This is a genomic window from Terasakiella sp. SH-1 (genome assembly GCF_004564135.1).
In the GTDB taxonomy this organism is placed as follows: Bacteria; Pseudomonadota; Alphaproteobacteria; order Rhodospirillales; family Terasakiellaceae; genus Terasakiella.
In genome coordinates this window covers 3,042,070-3,060,999 of record NZ_CP038255.1, presented here as the reverse complement: position 1 = coordinate 3,060,999, position 18,930 = coordinate 3,042,070, and the positions used below count along the sequence as shown (strand labels likewise).

Sequence of the window (18,930 nt, the reverse complement as noted above, 5' to 3'; positions counted from 1 at the left end):
TTTTCAGGCGGATGGAGATCCCCGCTTCGCGAGGATGACAAGTAATGGGCAGAAAGAAAAAAGGCATTCCCATTCACGGCTGGCTGATTATTGATAAGCCGCTGGAGATTTCATCAAATAATGTGGTGGGTAAAGTGCGTTGGTTGACCAAGGCACAGAAAGTCGGCCATGGCGGAACCCTTGACCCGTTAGCCTCTGGCATCTTGCCCTTGGCCTTTGGTGAAGCGACCAAGACGGTCTCTTATGTCATGGATGGCACCAAGACTTATCGTTTTGAAGTCACCTGGGGCGAAAGCCGCACCACGGATGACGCTGAAGGTGAAGTGAGCGCCACATCGGACGTGCGCCCCACAGAAGAAGACATCAGGGCTGTTCTTTCTAACTTTGTTGGCGCCATTGAACAGGTACCGCCGAAATACTCTGCCATCAAGATTAATGGACAACGCGCTTACAAGCTGGCGCGTGAAGATCAGGATGTGGAAATTAAGCCCCGCACAGTACAGATTAATCGACTTGAACTGATTGAATGCCCTGATGCGAATCGGGCGGTGTTTGAAGTCGATTGTGGTAAAGGCACCTATGTGCGTAGCCTTGGGCGCGATATTGCGCTGAAACTGGGCACCGTTGGATATATTTCCATCTTGCGGCGCACAAAAGTCGGCCCATTTGATGAGAAAAGCGCGATTTCACTGGATTCTGTAGAAGAGATTGTGCATAGTGACGCGCTTTTTGAAAGCCTTCTTGCCATTGAGACCGTGCTGGACGACATCTCGGCGCTGGCCTTGGGTGAAGAAGAGACCCGGAAAATTCGACAGGGCATGTCTTTGAAAAAGGATATGGCCGATACAGAAACCATCCGGTTGATGTCTGAGGGAAAGCTTGTGGCTTTGGCTCAGGTCGAAAATGGTTTGATCAAACCGTTCAGGGTCTTCAATTATTAACCCCTAAGATGGAGTATACCGATGTCGATTACTGCTGCTGAAAAAGCTGAAGTTATCAAAGAATTTGCAACAAAAGAAGGTGACACGGGTTCACCGGAAGTACAGGTTGCCATTCTTTCAAAGCGTATTGCAAACCTGACAGAGCACTTGAAGACTCATAAAAAAGACTTCCACTCTCGTCGCGGTCTGTTGCAAATGGTTGGTCAACGTCGTCGCCTCTTGGACTACACCAAGAAAAAAGACGTTGCTCGTTACCAGAGCATCATCGAACGCTTGGGTCTGCGTCGCTAAGACAAAGATTTCGAAAGAGGGCGCACTCTACACAGGGCTGCGCCTTTTTTCATTTTCGACCTGTGTGACAGTGTCACATATTCGTCAAACCATTGTTGGTCGAGGTGGTGTAGATTGGCGAGCGACCGTAGGTGAATATTTAAGGGAAGGTCCCTTAAGCGGTCATTGTACGTATGTAAGGAAGATATATGTTTAAAGAATTCCGTAAAGAAATCGAATGGGGCGGCCGTCCGCTTGTATTCGAAACTGGTAAAATTGCACGTCAAGCTGACGGTGCTGTGATGGTGACATATGGCGAGACAAAGGTTCTTTGTACCGCTGTTGGTCAAAAACAGGCCCGTGCTGATATCGATTTCTTTCCGCTGACGGTTAACTATCAGGAAAAAGCTTTTGCTGCGGGTAAAATCCCCGGTGGCTTCTTCAAACGTGAAGGTCGCCCTTCTGAGAAAGAGACATTGACGTCTCGCCTGATCGACCGTCCGATCCGCCCGTTATTTGCACCGGGTTATAAAAACGAAACACAAGTTATTTGTACGGTTGTTGCCCACGATCTGGAAAACGATCCGGATATCGTTGCCATGGTTGGTGCCTCTGCGGCGCTGACACTGTCTGGCATGCCGTTCATGGGCCCGATTGGTGCGGCGCGTGTGGGTTATATCGATGGTGAATATGTGCTCAACCCGACACTGGAAGAACTGAAAGACTCCGTTCTTGATCTGGCTGTTGCCGGAACGACAGAAGGCGTTTTGATGGTTGAATCAGAAGCGCAAGAACTGTCTGAAGAAATCATGCTGGGTGCCGTGGCTTATGGTCACAAAGAATTCCAGGCTGTGATCGAAGCCATCATTGATTTGGCAGAAGCGTGTGCTAAAGAACCTTGGGATCTGCCGCAACCGGTTGAGTATCTTGGTGACGTTGAAGCAAAGGCTGCTGAACTGGCTGAAGCTGACCTGCGCGCCGCTTACAAAATCGTTGATAAGCAAGAGCGCGTGGCGGCGGTTTCTGAAGCCAAAACAAAAGTTACTGAATTCTACGCAGATGCCATTGAATCTGGTGAAGTTTCCGGCGTTGTTGTTGGCGGTGTTCTCAAGAATCTTGAAAAAGACATCGTTCGTCGTGACATCATTGCGACACAGTCTCGTATCGATGGTCGTGACACAAAAACAGTTCGTGGCATTGATGCACAAGTTGGCTTGCTGCCGCGTGCACATGGTTCTGCCCTGTTCACACGTGGTGAAACACAGGCCATGGCTGTTTGTACATTGGGTACAGGTCAGGACGAACAAATTGTAGATCAGCTTGAAGGCGAATATCGTGAAAACTTTATGCTGCACTATAACTTCCCCCCCTATTCTGTGGGTGAAGCCTCCTTCCTGAAATCACCGGGTCGTCGTGAAATCGGCCATGGTAAACTGGCATGGCGTGCCATTCGCCCACTGATGCCGTCCAAGGAAGATTTCCCTTACACAGTTCGTGTTGTTTCTGAAGTGACAGAATCTAACGGTTCTTCTTCTATGGCGACAGTTTGTGGTACGTCCCTTTCTTTGATGGACGCAGGTGTTCCACTGGCACGCCCGGTTGCGGGTATTGCCATGGGCCTGATCAAGGAAGACGATGGCTTTGCTGTTCTGTCTGACATCCTTGGTGATGAAGATCACCTGGGCGACATGGACTTTAAAGTGGCGGGTACAGAAGAAGGTATCACGTCTTTGCAGATGGATATCAAAATCACATCCATCACACCGGAAATCATGGAAATTGCACTGGGCCAAGCTAAAGACGGTCGTGTTCACATCCTGGGTGAAATGGCAAATGCCATCACATCCGGTCGTGAAGAAGTGTCCAACAACGCACCGAAGATCACTGCTTTCCAGATCAACAAGGACAAGATCCGTGATGTGATTGGTACTGGCGGTAAAGTGATCCGTCAAATTACCGAAGAAACGGGTGCAAAGATCGACATCGAAGACGACGGTACCATCCGTGTTGCTGCGGTTGACGGTGAATCAGGCCAGAAAGCCATTGACTGGATCCAGGGCATTGTGGCTGAGCCGGAAGTTGGCAAAATCTATCGCGGTAAAGTCGTGAAGGTAATGGACTTCGGTGCATTCGTGAACTACATGGGCACACGTGACGGTCTGGTTCACATTTCTGAACTGAAAAACGAGCGTGTTGCACAAGTTTCTGACGTTGTGAACGAAGGTGACGAAGTTTGGGCGAAACTGATTGGTATTGATGATCGTGGTAAGGTTAAACTTTCCATGCGCGTTGTTGATCAGGAGTCTGGCGAAGACATCACGGAAGAAGTTGGCGATAAGCGCCCGCGTTCTGATGACGATGGCGAAGACCGCCCGCGCAAACCACGCGGGCCACGCAAACCGCGTCGTCGCGAAGACTAAGGTTTTTTCTGACTAAATAAAAACCCCTTGGTAATGGTTGTGCCAAGGGGTTTTTTGTTGCCTGTTGGATCCTCCTATCAAGTTGGGAATGACATTCTGACCTTTGTCATCCTCCGATTTGATCTGAAGAATTTGTCTCACAATCTCCTCCTCCCCCACCTTTGCCTTATTGGTGCCTAACTTACCTTTCATAAAGCGTGCAATGCGAGAAAGACGTGGATATAGGCTAGAGGAACGATGGCTTTTAACATTAATGCATTTGCAAACCCCAAGCGCTTTATGTGGCTCAGTGGCCTTTTGATGCCATGGGTCATTGCCATTACGGTGATCTCCACATTGGCGGGGCTTTATTTTGCCCTTTTTGATTCGCCAACAGATTATCAACAGGGCGAAACAGTGCGCATTATGTACGTCCATGTGCCAGCGGCCAGCATGTCCATGATTATTTATGTCTCTATGGCGATCGCATCGGCCATGGGGTTGATCTGGAAACATCCACTGTCTGATCTGGCGGCAAAATGCATGTCCCCGATTGGCGCGGCTTTTACCTTTTTGGCACTTTTTACCGGATCGTTCTGGGGCAAGCCCATGTGGGGCACCTGGTGGGTGTGGGATGCACGTCTGACATCAGAACTCTTGTTGCTGTTCCTTTATCTTGGTCATATGGCCTTGATGAATGCCTTTGATGATCCTGCACGTGGCACGAAATCGGCAGGTATCCTGTGCCTTGTGGGCGTCATTAATATTCCCATTATTAAATTTTCTGTGGATTGGTGGAATACGCTTCATCAGCCAGCCTCCATCGTGAAATCAGGTGGTCCAGCCATTCATCCGGATATGCTCTTGCCGCTGGGGCTGATGTTTCTAGCCTTCACTGGTTATTTCACATTGGTGCTGTTTATCCGCATGCGCGGAGAGATTATTGCATCCAAAGTACGCGCATTACGCCTGCGTCAGGTTCATGGTTAAGGGAAAAAGAAGATGAATGAATTTTTTGATATGGGCGGTCACGGCATCTATATCTGGCCTTGTTATGGCCTTGCCTTTGTCTTGTTGGTGTCCCTGTTGCTAACCAGTCTGAAATCCTTATCTAAAAGCAAAAAAGACCTGTCCATTATGGAACAGTTGAAAGAGGCGGAATAACCTATGAAAAAGAAAACACGTCGCTTATATCTTGCCCTTGTGGGGCTATGTGCATTAGGGGCTGTTGCCGCCCTTGTTCTCGCGGCACTGGAAGACGATATCGTCTTTTTCTTTAGCCCAACCGAGATTATGGAAAAAGATAAAATCCGTGCCGATCAACGCATCCGCATCGGTGGTCTGGTTGAGGCAGGGTCTGTTACCAAAGCATCTGACGGGGTGACGAATATCTTTCATGTGACGGACATGGCGAACACCATTCGTGTTGAATATAAAGGCATCTTGCCTGATCTGTTTCGTGAAGGTCAAGGCGTTGTGACGGAAGGGTATTTCAAGGGTAAAGTCTTGATCGCTGATGAGGTCCTTGCCAAACACGATGAAAATTACATGCCGCCGGAAGTCGCAGATGCGCTGAAAAAATCCGGTAAATGGGAAGAAGGCCAGCCCATCAGTGAGGCACTGAAACAAGGTCATGTTCCGGACGAGCAGAAAGGCAAATAAGACATGTATGCAGAAATCGGTCATTTTGCCCTGATTATGGCGCTGTTTGTTGCGGTGGTTCAGGGTGTCGTGCCGCTGGCCGCTTCCGGTCCCAGCCAAAAACGCTGGATGGGGATTGCGGGGCCAGCTTCTATTGCCCAGTTTATTTTGATCGCTGTGGCTTTTGCTGCGTTGACCCATGCCTTTGTCACATCTGACTTTTCTGTGTTGAATGTGGCGAAAAACTCTCATACCGATAAGCCGATGCTTTATAAAGTCTCCGGGGTATGGGGGAACCATGAAGGGTCCATGTTGTTATGGGTTCTGATTTTGGCGACCTTTGGCTGTGCTGTTGAGGTTTTTGGGCGTAATCTGCCTGCAGGGCTGAAAAACCGTACGCTTGCGGTTCAGTCCTTGATCACAGTCGGCTTTTTGCTGTTTATCCTCTTTACCTCCAACCCGTTTGAGCGCCTGATCAATGTGCCGCTGAACGGGCAAAGCCTGAACCCGCTGTTACAAGATCCGGGCTTGGCCTTCCACCCGCCGTTCTTGTATCTCGGTTATGTAGGGTTCTCCATTGCCTATAGTTTTGCCATCGCCGCCCTGATTGAGGGGCGGGTTGATGCCAGCTGGGCACGCTGGGTGCGCCCCTGGACTTTGGCGGCTTGGGTCTTTTTGACCATCGGAATCGCCCTTGGGTCATGGTGGGCGTATTACGAACTCGGCTGGGGCGGCTGGTGGTTCTGGGACCCGGTGGAAAATGCGTCTTTTATGCCGTGGTTGGCTGGAACAGCCTTGCTCCATTCTGCCATTGTGGTGGAAAAACGCGATGCGTTGAAAAGCTGGACGATCTTCTTGGCGATCATTGCCTTTGGTCTGTCTTTGCTGGGGACATTCCTCGTGCGTTCAGGCGTTCTGACCTCGGTTCATGCTTTTGCCACTGATCCGGAACGCGGGGTGTTTATCCTCATTTTGCTCTGTATTGCGATTGGCGGGTCGTTCTTCCTCTACGCTTTACGTGGTCCAAGCCTTGTGGGCGGTGGGCTGTTTAAACCTGTGTCGCGTGAAGGCTCCTTACTGTTTAATAACTGGATTTTGACCACAGCGACAGGTGTTGTGCTGTTGGGGACTCTTTATCCGCTGTTCATTGATGTGATCGGGGCGGGCAAAGTCTCTGTTGGGGCACCGTTTTATAACCGGGTCTTTATTCCGATTATGACGCCGCTGGTCATTCTCATGGCCTTGGGGCCGTTGATGTCATGGAAGCGTGCGGATGCCACAGGTATCTTATCACGCCTTTATATCGTTTATGGCGCAACCTTGGTGGCCGTGGTGCTGACCTTTATCCTGAAAGGGGAAGAAGGCTGGGGCGGATACCTGGGGATGGGCTTAGCCACATGGCTGGCAACGGGTGTGCTGTGGGATGTGGCAGACCGCATCAAGCTGGGTAAAATACCGTTTGCCGACAGTATGAAACGCCTGAAACGTCAGCCGCGTTCCACATGGGGCATGACCATTGCGCACTTTGGTCTGGCCGTGACCATTGCGGGTATGACGGGGGCTGGAAACTGGAAAGTTGAAAAAATTCAAGTGATGAATTTCGGCGATAAGCTGGATGTGGCCGGATATACCTATACGTTTGAAGGTGTCAGTGATGTGCGCGGGCCGAACTATGATGCGCTGGAAGGTACATTCTCCGTCCATCAAGGCGATGAATTTATCACCACCTTGCGTGCAGAAAAACGTGAATATGACACAGGCGGGATGCCGACAACGGAAGCTGCGATTTACACCATGTTCCTCGGCGATCTTTATGCTGTGGTTGGGGATAAGTCCGGCGATGGCTATGTCACACGTCTGTATTGGAACCCATTGGTGGCATGGTTGTGGGGCGGCAGTGCCTTGCTCACCCTTGGCGGGTTGGTTAGCCTGTCTGATCGTCGTCACCGTGTTGGCGCACCGAAACGTTCCAAAGCCAAACCTTCAGCCCAAGCCGTGGGAGCCCAAGCATGAATTCACGTCTCTTCTTTATGATTCCACTGGCGGTTTTTGTGGTGCTGGCGATCTATTTTGCCATTGGCCTGACCAAAGACCCCTCCAAGCTTGATACCGATGTGTTGACCAATCAACCCATGGGGAACTTCAACCTCATCCCGGTGGCTGGGCGTAGCGAAGGTTTGAGCATTGATGATGTCAAAGGCCAAGTCTCGCTGGTGAATTTCTTTGGGTCCTGGTGTGTGGCCTGTTTGCAGGAGCATCCCTTTTTGCTGAAACTGCGCGCCAATAATGTGATCCCGGTTTATGGCGTGGATTGGGATGAAAAGAACCCGCAAGACGTGGTGCGCTGGTTGGCACGTCATGGCGACCCTTATACCAAGATCGGGGTGGATACCACGGGCGAGACCATCATTGATTGGGGCATTACGGGTGCACCGGAAACCTTTGTGGTCGATAAACAAGGGATCATCCGTTATAAGCACTTGGGGCCGATTAGCCAACGTTCGTGGGATAATATCCTCTGGCCCTTGATTCAGGAGCTGCGCAAACAATGAAAAAGCTTCTGGTTATTTTAGCAGCACTTATGGTTCTGCCCTTTGTTGCTGATGCGGTTGAACCTGACGAAATTATGAAAGACCCGGCCTTGGAAGCGCGTGCGCGTGAAGTATCCAAAGATTTGCGCTGCGTTGTTTGTCAGAACCAGTCCATTGATGACTCTAACTCTGGCATTGCCAAAAAGATGCGTGTTTTGGTACGTGACCGAATTGCCAAGGGGGACAGCAATCAGGAAGTTAAGGATTACCTGGTTTCGCGTTATGGTGATTTTGTGTTGCTCAAACCCCCTGTCAAAGCCAAGACCATGGTTTTGTGGTTTGGGCCGGCCATTATGGTGGCGATCGGCTTGATCGGGATTATGTTTTATTATCGCCGTCGTGCCAAACAAACAGCCTCTACAACCGGGGCTGCACCCTTAAGTGCAAAAGAAAAAGCCCGTCTTGAGGCTTTGTTAAAAGAAGAAGGAACAAACTCATGATTTTTTGGATTGCGGTTGTTGTTCTGAGCGCCATTACCCTTTTTCTTTTGGCCGCACCGGTTTGGCGTAAATCTGAAGAGGGAGCAGAACGCGCCGAGTATGATTTGAGTGTCTTTAAAGATCAGCTCAAGGAATTGGACAAAGATCTTGAGCGCGGCTTGATCAGTGAAGACGAAGCTGAAACGGCACGCATTGAAATCCAACGCCGTCTTTTGGCTGCGGATGAACAACGCACGAAAGGGACACAGAAAGCAACAGGGCTGAGTAAGCGCACGTTGGTTTTGAGTTCCTTCATCGGTCTGGCTGTGTTTGCAGGGTCGCTTGGGCTGTATTTACAGCTGGGGATGCCTGGCTATCAGGATGTGCCTTATGCTGCGCGTGATATTGAACGCGAACAGCAAATGGCGAGCAATGGCGGCAAAGACATGAGTGCTGAAATCGCCAACTTGAAAAAACGCATTGCGGCTGACCCTAAAGATATTGATGCCTGGATGCTCTTGGCCCATAGCCTGCGTACCGTGGGCCGTATGGGGGAATCTGTTGACGCCTTTAAAGGGGCGGTAAAAGAGTCTGAACGTCACCCCAGTGTGCTGGCAGATTATGCCGAAGCCCGCATTTATGCCAATCAAGGGGGTGTGGATGAGGAAACGCTCAAGGTTTTGAAAGAGGCCATTCAGTCAGACCCGATGCAGCTTAAGGCGCGTTTTTATCTTGGTTATACACAGGCCAAGCAAGAAGCCTTTAAAGAAGCGATCCAGACCTGGACAGACTTGATGGCTATGGCTCCGCCGCAAGCCGAATGGTTGGGGCAAGTCCGTCAGCAAATTTCCATGGCCGCAGACGCCAGTGGTTTAAATGCAGCAGATTTCAAACCCAGTGCGCAAGCCCGTGTGATGGCGAAACAGTTTGCCCTGGAATGGGAAGCGGAAAAGCCTGCCTCAGCACAGCCAAGCCAAGCCACAGGGCCAACCCAGGAACAGGTTGATGCCGCACAGGAGATGACACAGGAAGAACGTACAGCCATGATCCGCTCTATGGTGGAACGTCTTGCCAATCGTTTAAAGGATAATCCAGATGATTTGGCTGGGTGGAAGCGTCTGGCACAGGTCTATATGGTGCTGGGCGAGAAAGACAAAGCCATTGAAGCACGCAATATGGTGAAAAAGCTGGAAGGCCAATAAATGAAGGGCTGATTCCCCTTTAACTGTTCTGAGCAAGAAGGCTCCTCTTATATTATTGGGAGGGGCCTTTGTTTTTTGGAAATAGGCAAAAAAGAAGCCGATCACAAGGATCGGCTTGAAAGTTAGTTAGAAGCTATCTCTAGCTTCTAGGCGCTCTGATTCGGGCAAAGCCCGAAAAAGGTATCGGCTCAAAATTTCAATCTAAGATTTCAATTTTAGAACCGATGAGATCGGCGGAATAGATGTCTAGTATAATAACCGAACCCACTGATTTTTCTATAAAAAAATGTTACGTATCATTCCTTAGGGGGTTATGCTTTTTTCTTATCGCCATAGATAACACAACCATCTGGTGAGCGGATGAAAGGATAAAAGGCCCTGATAAATGTATAACGCAGGTTGAAGGTATTATCAGTTTGTGAAGACTTTATGCATGCCTTTGATTCGCTCAACGGTATTGCGGATATTGTCTTGATTGTTGGCTTCGTTAAAAATAATAACCCAACGAGATGCCATGGCATCCAGACGTGCCCCATGGCGGTGCAGTTCAAGGAACTGTTCATCAAAACTGTCGCGATGCATCTTGGTGATGATCGGTTGCAGGCACTGTCCACCAAGGTAGGCAACTTGTTTATCCATCAGAGCCAGTTCTTTTTTAAAGCCGAGGAAAATTTCTTTGACCCGCGTTGTGGCCGATGGCCCGCTGTCACTGTTGGCTAGCTTGCGCAAGAGCAGTTCAAACTTTTCCTGAGCTTTTTTAATCTGAATGGCCTTGGCCTTGATCCGATCTATATTGTGGATCGCGACCGCATATTTGAACATTCGGTTCATCACTTCTGCTGTTGGAATGTTCAAAACACTGGACGCCATTTCAAATTGTTGTTGGGGCGAAGTGGCTGTGCGCAGTTTATCGAGTTCTGCCTGATCATTAATTTTATGTTCATCAGATAAAATCTGGTCAATCAGGGTTTTGGCGACATAGCGCTGGATTTGCCCAAAGAGTTTATTGCGTTCGGCTGCTTTTTCTTTTGGGTGATACCCCCGGCACAGGCGCAGGGTTTCTTTTAATAAGAAAGGGGCATTGTCGCCATTGCGGTCAAGCGGGCGTTGAACATAGGCAAGATATTGCCCGGATGTTAGCCCAGAAAGACCGGGAACCAGTTGGGGCAGACGGGTTGGGTTTACAAAACGGTCCTGTTCGGTGCGTTCTTTATTCACCCAGCTGTTTTCGCCGGCTTTCATGCGTTGGTGGGCGCTCATGTCCAAAACAATTTCACCATCGCCACGACGGGTTAAAATCAGTTGGGAGAGAAGGTCTTTGGTTTCATCTGAGATTTTGGCATCTGCTTCGGCCATTTCCAATGTATGGCCGACCGCTTCGCGGATTGCCTGAAAGAAGTCTTCGCTCGAGTCAGTTGCCATACTGCCGATACCCTTTGTACCAATTGGTTCGTGAATCTATTGTGCCAAAGCCTGTGCCCAAGATTCAAGCTATATATAAGAATAGCTCTCATCGCAAAAGTTTTGTGTGTTTTTCAGGAACATTCCCTTCATATCAGGTTGCAATAATGTATACTCCAGTCGCCTAATCGCAAATATAAGGAACGCGGGATTATGAAACCTGTATGGACAGTTTTTCTGTTTGTTTTAACAATGATTGCTTTGGTGTCTCCGCTATCAGCGGGCGCACTTCAGGTGAAAGATATCAAAGTCGGTACAGGTGATGTGGCTGTAAGTGAAAAGCAGGTGAAAGTCCATTACACAGGGTGGCTGATGAATGGGCGTAAATTTGATTCCAGTAAAGACCGTAATCAGCCCTTTGAATTTATGCTGGGTGCGCGCCAAGTGATCCCAGGTTGGGATCAAGGGGTGCAGGGCATGCGTGTGGGGGGCGTGCGTGAGCTGATTATCCCACCGGAACTGGCCTATGGTCCACGTGGTGCAGGTGGGGTTATTCCCCCCAATGCCACATTGCGTTTTGAGGTGGAATTGCTGGCTGTGGTGGAGCCACCTTTTAAAAATATCAATAATGGAGAAGTCAAAGCCCTGTTAAAAGAGGGGGTGAAAATTATTGATGTCCGCACACCAGCAGAATGGAAAAAAACAGGTGTTGTTGAAGGCAGCATCTTGTTACCTTTTAGAATGCCCAATGGACGGCTTAATCCAAAATTTCCTGAGGATATGGCGCGAATCGTCAATAAAAATGAGAAATTCATGTTGATTTGTCGCACAGGAAATCGTACCCGCATGGCTTCTGAAATTCTGGTAACACGGTTTGGTTATGAAAACGTATATAACGTGCGTCATGGGATAACATATTGGATGCGCGAAAAGAATCCGACTGTTGCCCCGAAAATGGATATGTTGAAAAATACGTGTTCTTTGTGTTGATTGTGATTAATAACACATAAAATAAGAAAAATATTGATTTATTAAATCTAATATGAGAGAAAGCGCACAGGCAAAAGCGCTTTCGCTTGTGTATTGGAGATCGCATTGATGTTTGAAGAATTGGAACCAGCTGACATTATGTTAATCGGTGGGGGCTTGATCGGGCTGACATTTGGCCTTTTGGGTCAATCCAGCCGTTTTTGTTTTCGCCAAGCTGTGGCTGAAAGTTTTGAAGGCAAACGTGCAGGCCAGCTCCGTGGTTGGCTGATTGCCACATTGATTGCGATTGCCGGGACACAAGCCTTAATCCCTGCTTTTGAAATTGATCTGATGGAAAGTGCGTACTGGGTTGAAAGCCTGCCTGTGCTGTCTTTGGTCGCCGGGGGTGTCATGTTCGGTATTGGCATGATGTTGGCACGTGGCTGTGCAGGGCGTCAGGTGGTTTTGGCGGCAACAGGGAATTTGCGTTCCTTGATCGTTATTATGACGATTGCCTTGACAGGTTATATGACCATGCGTGGCTTGTTTGCCCCTGTTCGCCAACAGGTCGAAGGGCTATGGCAGATGGGACTGGATAGTCCGGATGTGGTTCAGGGCGTCAGCAGCCTGTTTGGGGCTGAGGCTGAAACCATGCGTCTGGGTGCGATTGTTGTGGCAGCGCTGTTGGCTGTGGTGCTGATTGCGCGTACTTTCATCCTGCGTGAAAATATTTTCCTGACCATTGCAGCCATGATTATTGGTTCTGTCGTTGTTGGCGGCTGGTATGTAACCGGCGTTATTGGATATGACGAGTTTGAACCCCAGCGTCTTGAGTCACTGACTTTTGTTGCACCGGGCGGTAATGCCATGCAGTTCTTGATGATCTATACAGGTGCAACAGCCAATTTCGGTATTATGTTGATTGGTGGGGTGATCGCGGGGTCGTTCACCAGTGCCTTGCTGCGTCGTGAACTTAAGCTGCAAAGTTTTTCCCAGCCCCATGAAATGTTACGTTACCTGTTAGGCGGGGCCTTGATGGGCAGCGGGGCTGTGATGGCGATTGGCTGTTCGATCGGTCAGGGCCTGTCCGGGATCAGCACACTTGGTTTTTCCTCGATCATTAGTTTGAGCGCCATCATTGTCGGCTCTCGTATCGGCCATGTGATTATGCAGCGCCAAGCAGCCAGTGTTGAGGCAAAATTGGCTGCGGCTGAATAAATCGGATAAAGCTGTAAGATAAACAAAAGGCCACACTCTTTGCAGGGTGTGGCCTTTTTCGTCGTCGTTGGGGTGGGTGGATCAACGACGCATATGTTCCAGAACATAAACGCGAATGGCGCTGGACAGGTTGCCTGTGCGCTCTTTATCAATTTCAGTGATCATGGCGTTCAGGGAAATGCCGCGTTCTTCTGCCAAATCTTTTAAAGCATCCCAGAAAGCATTTTCCAGCGAGACGCTGGTGCCGTGACCGGCAATCGTTACAGAACGTTTTCGTAAAGAGAGTTTTTCGGTCATGAGAGGTACAGTCATTCCACGGTTTTCCCAATACATATTAACGGCTTGTGCGTCCTGGGTCATCATCTGTGAGGTCTTCCCTGTAAAAGTTTTGAGTGATTGGCCTTATTGGCCTTGTTTTTCTTTGTGGGCTGTAGATTTAAGTGTTTTCTTTTTTGGGAACAAACGATAAGATTTCATCAATAAGATGAATTTAATTCATGTAATGATATGGCCCGACATCTTCCACCCCTTGCTCAGTTACGCTCTTTTGAAGCAGCTGCACGTCTGTTAAGTTTCAAGAAAGCTGCGGAAAACTTGCATGTTACCCCGTCTGCGGTCTCCCATGCGGTTCAGTCACTGGAAGATTATCTTGGGGTGAAACTGTTTCATCGTCTTAGCAGTGGGAAACGCCGGGATAAGGCGTTGGTGCTTAGTGATGCAGGGCAAGTTCTGTTGCCGACCTTGATGCGTTCTTTTGATGAAATTGAAGAGGCCGTGGTCTCTGTGATGGCACAAGGGGCCGGGGATATTCTGACCGTGGCAACTGCACCGATTTTTGCCAAAAGCTGGTTAATGCCGCGCCTGCATCGTTTTGTGAACCGTTACCCGGATGTGGATATCCGGGTGAATTCCACGCTGAACCCAACCGATAGCCTGTATGGGGATTATGATGTCGGGTTAATGTATGGCCGGGGAAACTGGCCGGGGCAGGTGGCAGTCATGTTGTTTCCCGAAACCATGGTGCCTGTTTGTTCACCTGCCTTGATCCAGTATCAATCGGCACTGGATTGTGCAGAAGATCTGGTCCACCACACCCTGATCCATAGTGAAGCCCGTCTGGTGACTTGGGCCATGTGGCTGGAAAACGCCGGAGTACGAGGGATTAAGCCGGCCAAGGGCTTGCATTTTAATCGGGCCACCCTTGCCATTGATGCCGCGATTAATGGGTTGGGGGTGGCTTTGGAAGGTAAAACAGCCGTACAGGATGAGCTGGATCGTGGGCGCTTGATCATTCCTTTTGCTGCCCCGGATTTACCGGATCAACATGATGGCTATTATCTCAGTTATCCGCAAGGACGCGGTGATGTGCCCAAAGTGTCGCTGTTTCGCCAGTGGGTACTGGAAGAAGCGGCCATGAAAGGAGAAGGGTGAATAATGGGGCTTGTTGGCAAAGAGCAAAAGGAAAAGGATGAGGCAGAAGTATCGTCGCACAGCTTGCCAACCTATTTGCAACAGACCTACAGCTGGGCTTATCTCAATCCGAAAACCGTTCCAATTTTAAGTTCCAGCCCGGTGGTATCCCTGATTTTATGGGGCAATGCAGGGCGGCTGATCAAACGTGCAACGATGGAGGTTGAAGCCGGGGAAACGGTTTTACAGGCCGCAGCCGTTTATGGTCCTTTTTCAACATATCTGGCCGATGCTGTGGGGCCGACAGGGCAGCTGGATATTATTGATATAGCCCCCATTCAGGTTGAAACGACCCGAAAGCGTGTTGGTGCCCAGTCGCATGTGCATGTGGCCTTAGGGGATGCAGCGATCGTTCAACAAAGGACTTATGATACGGTGGTCTGTTTCTTTTTGCTGCATGAAGTCCCTGATGAGGTGAAGACACAGATTGTTCACGCCTTACTGTCATCAGTGAAAAAAGGTGGCAAGGTGGTGTTTGTCGATTATCACAAACCATCTTCTTTTCACCCGCTCAAACCGGTGATGAGTCGCATCTTTGACTGGCTGGAACCTTATGCCAAAGGGTTGTGGGAAAAAGAGATCAATGCCTTTGCCCCTGATGGCATGATGATTTCATGGCATAAGGAAACCCTGTTTGGCGGGCTTTATCAAAAAGTGGTGGCTACGATCCTTTAATCAGATGTTCCCACAGCATCATGGCGGCAAAAAATAACAGGAAAGCGCCTGTGCTGGCATTGACGGTTTTTTGCACGCGTGGGCGTGATAGCCAGCCGCGAATAGCATCAGCGGCAAAGGCCAATGGTGCCTGCCATGTGACATTGAGAACAACAAGGACCAGCGATAAAATGACCAGCTGCAAGGGGACTTGCCCTTTGGCCGGGTCAACGAAGTTGGGCAACAGGGCCAAGAACAGGATGATGACCTTGGGATTGAGCAGATTACAGACCATGGCATCAATCATGGCCTTTTTCCAGGTGATGCTGGGGCCGTCCCCATCAAATTTTAAGGTGGTCCCGCGAAAGCCCTGAATGCCGATCCAGGCAAGATAGGCGGACCCGGCAATAGCAACCAGTTTAAAGGCAATGGGGCTGTTGGCAATGATCATGGAGATACCGAAAATCGCCAGCAGCGTATGACCGATCAATCCGATTTGAACGCCAAAGACGGTGGCCAGCCCAACGCTGCGCCCGGAATTTAGAGCATAGCGCAAAATCAGAACGGTATCAGGGCCCGGCGATAACACAATCGCGCCTGCCGTCAGGGCATAGGCAATGAGGGTGGCGCTATCCACAATCATGTGGTTTTGGCCTTCATCCATGCGGCCATGGCGTCAATGGCTTCGTTTTGATTTTCTTTCATGGTACGCCCGGACAGAACGCGGGGTTTGAGGTCATGGTCCCCGTCATCGGCCCAGTGAAAGTCAATGGTTTCAGGCAGGTTGTAGGTCACAACCTCATCCCACCAGCCAAAACTGTCACGCGCACCTTGGCAAATCAGGGTGGGGGTTTTCATTTCCATCAGATGTTCTACGCGCAGATATTCTTTTTCCGATTTACCCAGCGGGTGGAAAGGGTAGCCTGTAACCAGTACACCACGTACCGGGGTTTCTTCGACTTCCAGTTCTTGCGCAATCATGGTTGCCATGCGTCCACCCAAAGACTTGCCACCAATAAAAAGATTTTGCGCCCCCCCTAAATCGGCAATGACTTCGCGCCAGGCGGTAAGCAGCTTGGGTGTGCGATCCGGTGGGCGTTTTTTACCCGTTTCGCGGCGTTTCTGCATGTAGGGAAATTCAAATCGCACCACGCGGATCCCCTGTTCTCCCAAACCTTGGGCAAAGCGTTCCATAAAGGTGCTGTCCATATGTGCGCCTGCGCCATGGGCATAGACAAAGGTGATGTCAGAATTTTCCGGTCCGCTATAAAGATAGTCCATGGTGTTTTTCCCTTTGATACAGTATGAAACTATATGGACTTAATTGAGAGGGTACGCAAGTCATGCTGAACGCAATTGATGCAATTCGAATTTTTTCCGGTGATTTTGAAGAAACCAAGAACTTCTTCGTTAAAGCGCTGGGCTTTACCATTGGGTTTGAAGGCGAAGGTGTGTGTGTTTATGATTTGGCAGGGACCAAACTGATTTTGGAAGAGCTGGACTTAAGTGATGCCGATGCTGCGGGCATGGCAGGGCGTTTCACAGGGGTTTCTTTTGCGGTTGACGATATTCAGGCCACTTATAAGGAGCTAAAGTCCAAAGGGGTGAAATTTGAAAGTAAGCCAGAGATGGAAGATTGGGGCGGGGCCATGGTGCATTTTCGCGACCCGGCCAATAATGTATTTACTCTGATCCAATATCCTGCGCAGAATTAGGTAAAAAAAAGCAGTCTGTTTACATCCTGTTTATATGGATGGTATATAACAGGCAAAATTTGGTTTTAATTTTTGTGTACTAAGGGGTAGACGTGAAAAAAATTTCTTTAATGGCTGCGGCTTTGATGAGTGTTTCAACAGCAGCGTTGGCTGATGGTCCTTTTGTCGGACCTTATGTAAGCGTAGCTGTTGGTGTTCAAAAAGACAGCAACTTGCTGCAAGAATATAATGCCAATGCAGGGTCTAGCAGATATTCTACGGATGCGAACTCCAGCGATATGGCTTATAGCGCTTCTATTGGCTACAACACACAGCTTTCTAATGGTGTTATTGTTGGGCTTGAAGGGGTTTATGACCGTTCAACAGGTCGGAAGGAAGTAACGCGTCAATATAGAAGTAATGGAAGCGCTGGCTATAACGTGACGACAGATGTTAAATATACAGCATCTTTACGGGCAAAGGCCGGTGTGACAGCATTTGAAGATAGCACTTTTCTGTATGCAGCCCTTGGTGCTGCAACTGCCAAAGTGGATTACACGTTTGCAAATGGCAATAATGTAATTTTTAGTGATGGCTATGCAAAGGAGCAACATACGGGTGGCCTTTTTGCATTGGGGGCAAGCTACCGTTTGACGGATAATATCTCTATCTTCGGGGAAGGCTCACATACGATCTACGCCACTGATAAGAACATTGCAGATTACAATAATTATCAGAGCGATAGTAAGCTGAGAATTACCAATCTGAAGGTTGGTTTGTCTTATAGCTTCTAATCCTATAGGATTTTGATTTTTAAAGCCCCTGTAAGAGAAATCTTGCAGGGGCTTTTTCATTTCATCATTTGTTAAAACTCTTCTGATAGAACTAAAACTATTATGAGACGCATGACATATATTCTTACTTTTATAACAGCACTGGTCCTGTCTTCAGGGGCAGGTGCGGCTGGTTTTGAGTTTTTAGGTCCCCATGGCGATTGGGACGTATTTGCCGATAAGAAGAAAAAGGCAAATGTGTGCTATATTGCCTCTGTTCCGACCAAGGCGAGCCATAAGAAAAAGCGCAGTGAAATCTATGTATTGGTTACGTTGCGCAGAAATGAAGGCTTCAAGGATGTGGTGAGCTTTCACCAGGGCTATCCCTTGAAAAAGAAGAAAGACCTGCGTGTCAGTGTTGGGAAACGAAGCTTCAAGCTGTTTGGTTCTGGGGAAACAGGCTGGACCTATGAGGCCAAAGACGATATGGCCTTGGTCAAAATGATGCGGGCGGGGTCAACCATGACAGTCAAGGGCGTGTCAACACGCGGGACCAATACGACTGATACCTATTCCCTGAAAGGGATTTCTGCTGCCTATAAGGCCATGCGCAAGGCGTGTTCCAAGTAACGAACACATGTCATCCCCGACTTTGATCGGGGATCTTTTTCCATGAGATAGAGCCTTCACCTGCGCGAGGATGAAGGTTTGTCACTTAAAACCGGGAACCAGGTTGGTTGAGGAAGGTGATTTCCTCATCCGTGCTGTCACGGCCCAAAATTTTATTGCGATGGGGAAAACGGCCGAACTTGTCGATGACGAGCTGGTGCTTGATGGCATAGTCGGTATAGTTATCATCACCCAAACGGCTGATTAGCTCGACACTGGCTTTTTGTTCCTGACGGCTTTCACTATGTTCTAAGGGCATGTAAAGAAACAGGCGTGGCCCCATGGGCAGGACCTGATCAAATCCCATTTGCACCGCATGGTGGGTGACATTGCGCGCCAGTGTATCGGTGGCAAAGGCTTTGAAGCTGTTGCGAAACATATTGCGCGGAAATTGATCCAGCAAGATGACAAGGGCAACACAGCCCAGAGGTGAGCTTTTCCAGTTTTCCAGTTTTTGCAGGGCGGCCTGTTCGTAGATTTCTGAAAATTGTTCTTCGATCTGTTTATCGAATTCTTCGTTTTTCATCCACCATTCTTCACGGTGGCTCAGCATTTCAGCCGGGTTCAGGCTCCCAAACCAGAATTTCAGGATGTGATTGATCTCAACACTCATAGCTCA

General features: G+C 49.0%; 22 protein-coding genes. 17 read left to right on the top strand and 5 right to left on the bottom strand.

The annotated features are described in order from the left end of the window. The first annotated feature begins 44 nt into the window (after positions 1–44). The 10 genes from truB to ccmI all read left to right on the top strand — a co-directional run bounded on the left by truB (position 45) and on the right by ccmI (position 9,463). The gene (gene truB, locus E4K71_RS14440; RefSeq protein ID WP_135080789.1) at positions 45–941 is read left to right on the top strand and encodes a tRNA pseudouridine(55) synthase TruB; all 897 of its coding nucleotides are present in this window, start codon (positions 45–47) and stop codon (positions 939–941) included. A 21-nt stretch (positions 942–962) separates the two neighbouring features. Continuing rightward, positions 963–1,232 carry a 30S ribosomal protein S15 gene (gene rpsO, locus E4K71_RS14435; protein ID WP_135080787.1) on the top strand — a complete coding sequence of 90 codons (270 nt, stop codon included), beginning with the start codon at positions 963–965 and terminating at the stop codon, positions 1,230–1,232. 188 nt (positions 1,233–1,420) lie between these two features. Further along, a complete protein-coding gene (gene pnp / locus E4K71_RS14430) occupies positions 1,421–3,631 on the top strand; it encodes a polyribonucleotide nucleotidyltransferase (protein WP_135080785.1) in 2,211 nt (736 codons plus the stop codon). Between the two features lie 237 nt (positions 3,632–3,868). Then, entirely contained in the window at positions 3,869–4,600 is a 732-nt protein-coding gene (locus E4K71_RS14425) for a heme ABC transporter permease (RefSeq protein WP_135080783.1), read from the top strand. A gap of 12 nt (positions 4,601–4,612) precedes the next feature. After that, on the top strand, positions 4,613–4,774 hold the full coding sequence (ccmD, locus tag E4K71_RS14420; protein ID WP_135080781.1) for a heme exporter protein CcmD: 162 nt from the start codon (positions 4,613–4,615) through the stop codon (positions 4,772–4,774). Positions 4,775–4,777: 3 nt separating this feature from the next. Beyond that, positions 4,778–5,272: a cytochrome c maturation protein CcmE gene (ccmE, locus tag E4K71_RS14415; protein ID WP_135080779.1), complete on the top strand. Its 495-nt coding sequence runs from the start codon at positions 4,778–4,780 to the stop codon at positions 5,270–5,272. 3 nt (positions 5,273–5,275) lie between these two features. Beyond that, positions 5,276–7,264 (top strand): heme lyase CcmF/NrfE family subunit, encoded by a 1,989-nt coding sequence (locus E4K71_RS14410; protein WP_135080777.1) that lies wholly within the window; start codon positions 5,276–5,278, stop codon positions 7,262–7,264. Next, complete coding sequence (locus E4K71_RS14405; RefSeq protein WP_135080775.1) at positions 7,261–7,803, top strand: DsbE family thiol:disulfide interchange protein; 543 nt, start codon at positions 7,261–7,263, stop codon at positions 7,801–7,803. Before E4K71_RS14410 ends, E4K71_RS14405 begins: the two co-directional genes overlap by 4 nt. Next, positions 7,800–8,282: a cytochrome c-type biogenesis protein gene (locus tag E4K71_RS14400; RefSeq protein WP_135080773.1), complete on the top strand. Its 483-nt coding sequence runs from the start codon at positions 7,800–7,802 to the stop codon at positions 8,280–8,282. The genes E4K71_RS14405 and E4K71_RS14400 overlap by 4 nt, the downstream gene beginning before the upstream one ends. Then, entirely contained in the window at positions 8,279–9,463 is a 1,185-nt protein-coding gene (ccmI, locus tag E4K71_RS14395; RefSeq protein WP_135080770.1) for a c-type cytochrome biogenesis protein CcmI, read from the top strand. The genes E4K71_RS14400 and ccmI overlap by 4 nt, the downstream gene beginning before the upstream one ends. A gap of 411 nt (positions 9,464–9,874) precedes the next feature. On the opposite strand, the gene E4K71_RS14390 is transcribed toward ccmI, so the two are convergent. Then, positions 9,875–10,885 carry a hypothetical protein gene (locus tag E4K71_RS14390; RefSeq protein WP_135080768.1) on the bottom strand — a complete coding sequence of 337 codons (1,011 nt, stop codon included), beginning with the start codon at positions 10,883–10,885 and terminating at the stop codon, positions 9,875–9,877. Between the two features lie 192 nt (positions 10,886–11,077). Between E4K71_RS14390 and E4K71_RS14385 the strand changes: the two genes are divergently transcribed. Both E4K71_RS14385 and E4K71_RS14380 read left to right on the top strand, forming a co-directional pair. Next, complete coding sequence (locus E4K71_RS14385; RefSeq protein ID WP_206201913.1) at positions 11,078–11,854, top strand: FKBP-type peptidyl-prolyl cis-trans isomerase; 777 nt, start codon at positions 11,078–11,080, stop codon at positions 11,852–11,854. 108 nt (positions 11,855–11,962) lie between these two features. Next, complete coding sequence (locus tag E4K71_RS14380; RefSeq protein WP_135080766.1) at positions 11,963–13,051, top strand: YeeE/YedE family protein; 1,089 nt, start codon at positions 11,963–11,965, stop codon at positions 13,049–13,051. Between the two features lie 81 nt (positions 13,052–13,132). Here the strand turns inward: E4K71_RS14380 and E4K71_RS14375 are convergent, their stop codons facing one another. Next, the gene (locus E4K71_RS14375) at positions 13,133–13,348 is read right to left on the bottom strand and encodes a ribbon-helix-helix domain-containing protein (RefSeq protein WP_135082086.1); all 216 of its coding nucleotides are present in this window, start codon (positions 13,346–13,348) and stop codon (positions 13,133–13,135) included. 210 nt (positions 13,349–13,558) lie between these two features. Between E4K71_RS14375 and gcvA the strand changes: the two genes are divergently transcribed. Together gcvA and rquA are read left to right on the top strand one after the other, a co-directional pair. Continuing rightward, positions 13,559–14,482 (top strand): transcriptional regulator GcvA, encoded by a 924-nt coding sequence (gcvA, locus tag E4K71_RS14370; protein ID WP_135080764.1) that lies wholly within the window; start codon positions 13,559–13,561, stop codon positions 14,480–14,482. Between the two features lie 3 nt (positions 14,483–14,485). Further along, the gene (gene rquA / locus E4K71_RS14365; RefSeq protein ID WP_135080762.1) at positions 14,486–15,196 is read left to right on the top strand and encodes a rhodoquinone biosynthesis methyltransferase RquA; all 711 of its coding nucleotides are present in this window, start codon (positions 14,486–14,488) and stop codon (positions 15,194–15,196) included. Here rquA and E4K71_RS14360 read toward each other — a convergent pair. Together E4K71_RS14360 and E4K71_RS14355 are read right to left on the bottom strand one after the other, a co-directional pair. Next, positions 15,183–15,818, bottom strand: coding sequence for a LysE family translocator (locus E4K71_RS14360; RefSeq protein WP_167730593.1), 636 nt, complete (start codon positions 15,816–15,818; stop codon positions 15,183–15,185). The two genes, rquA and E4K71_RS14360, sit on opposite strands and share 14 nt — an antisense overlap. Further along, a complete protein-coding gene (locus E4K71_RS14355; protein ID WP_135080758.1) occupies positions 15,815–16,456 on the bottom strand; it encodes an alpha/beta fold hydrolase in 642 nt (213 codons plus the stop codon). The genes E4K71_RS14360 and E4K71_RS14355 overlap by 4 nt, the downstream gene beginning before the upstream one ends. Positions 16,457–16,518: 62 nt before the next feature. Here E4K71_RS14355 and E4K71_RS14350 point away from each other — a divergent pair, with 62 nt between their 5' ends. From E4K71_RS14350 to E4K71_RS14340, 3 genes are all read left to right on the top strand, one after another. Beyond that, on the top strand, positions 16,519–16,890 hold the full coding sequence (locus E4K71_RS14350) for a VOC family protein (protein ID WP_135080756.1): 372 nt from the start codon (positions 16,519–16,521) through the stop codon (positions 16,888–16,890). Positions 16,891–16,982: 92 nt separating this feature from the next. Beyond that, a complete protein-coding gene (locus tag E4K71_RS14345; RefSeq protein ID WP_135080754.1) occupies positions 16,983–17,663 on the top strand; it encodes an outer membrane beta-barrel protein in 681 nt (226 codons plus the stop codon). A 111-nt stretch (positions 17,664–17,774) separates the two neighbouring features. Then, on the top strand, positions 17,775–18,272 hold the full coding sequence (locus E4K71_RS14340; RefSeq protein WP_167730591.1) for an invasion associated locus B family protein: 498 nt from the start codon (positions 17,775–17,777) through the stop codon (positions 18,270–18,272). 85 nt (positions 18,273–18,357) lie between these two features. Here E4K71_RS14340 and E4K71_RS14335 read toward each other — a convergent pair whose 3' ends face one another. Continuing rightward, positions 18,358–18,924: a DUF924 family protein gene (locus E4K71_RS14335; protein ID WP_135080751.1), complete on the bottom strand. Its 567-nt coding sequence runs from the start codon at positions 18,922–18,924 to the stop codon at positions 18,358–18,360. Positions 18,925–18,930 lie beyond the last annotated feature (6 nt).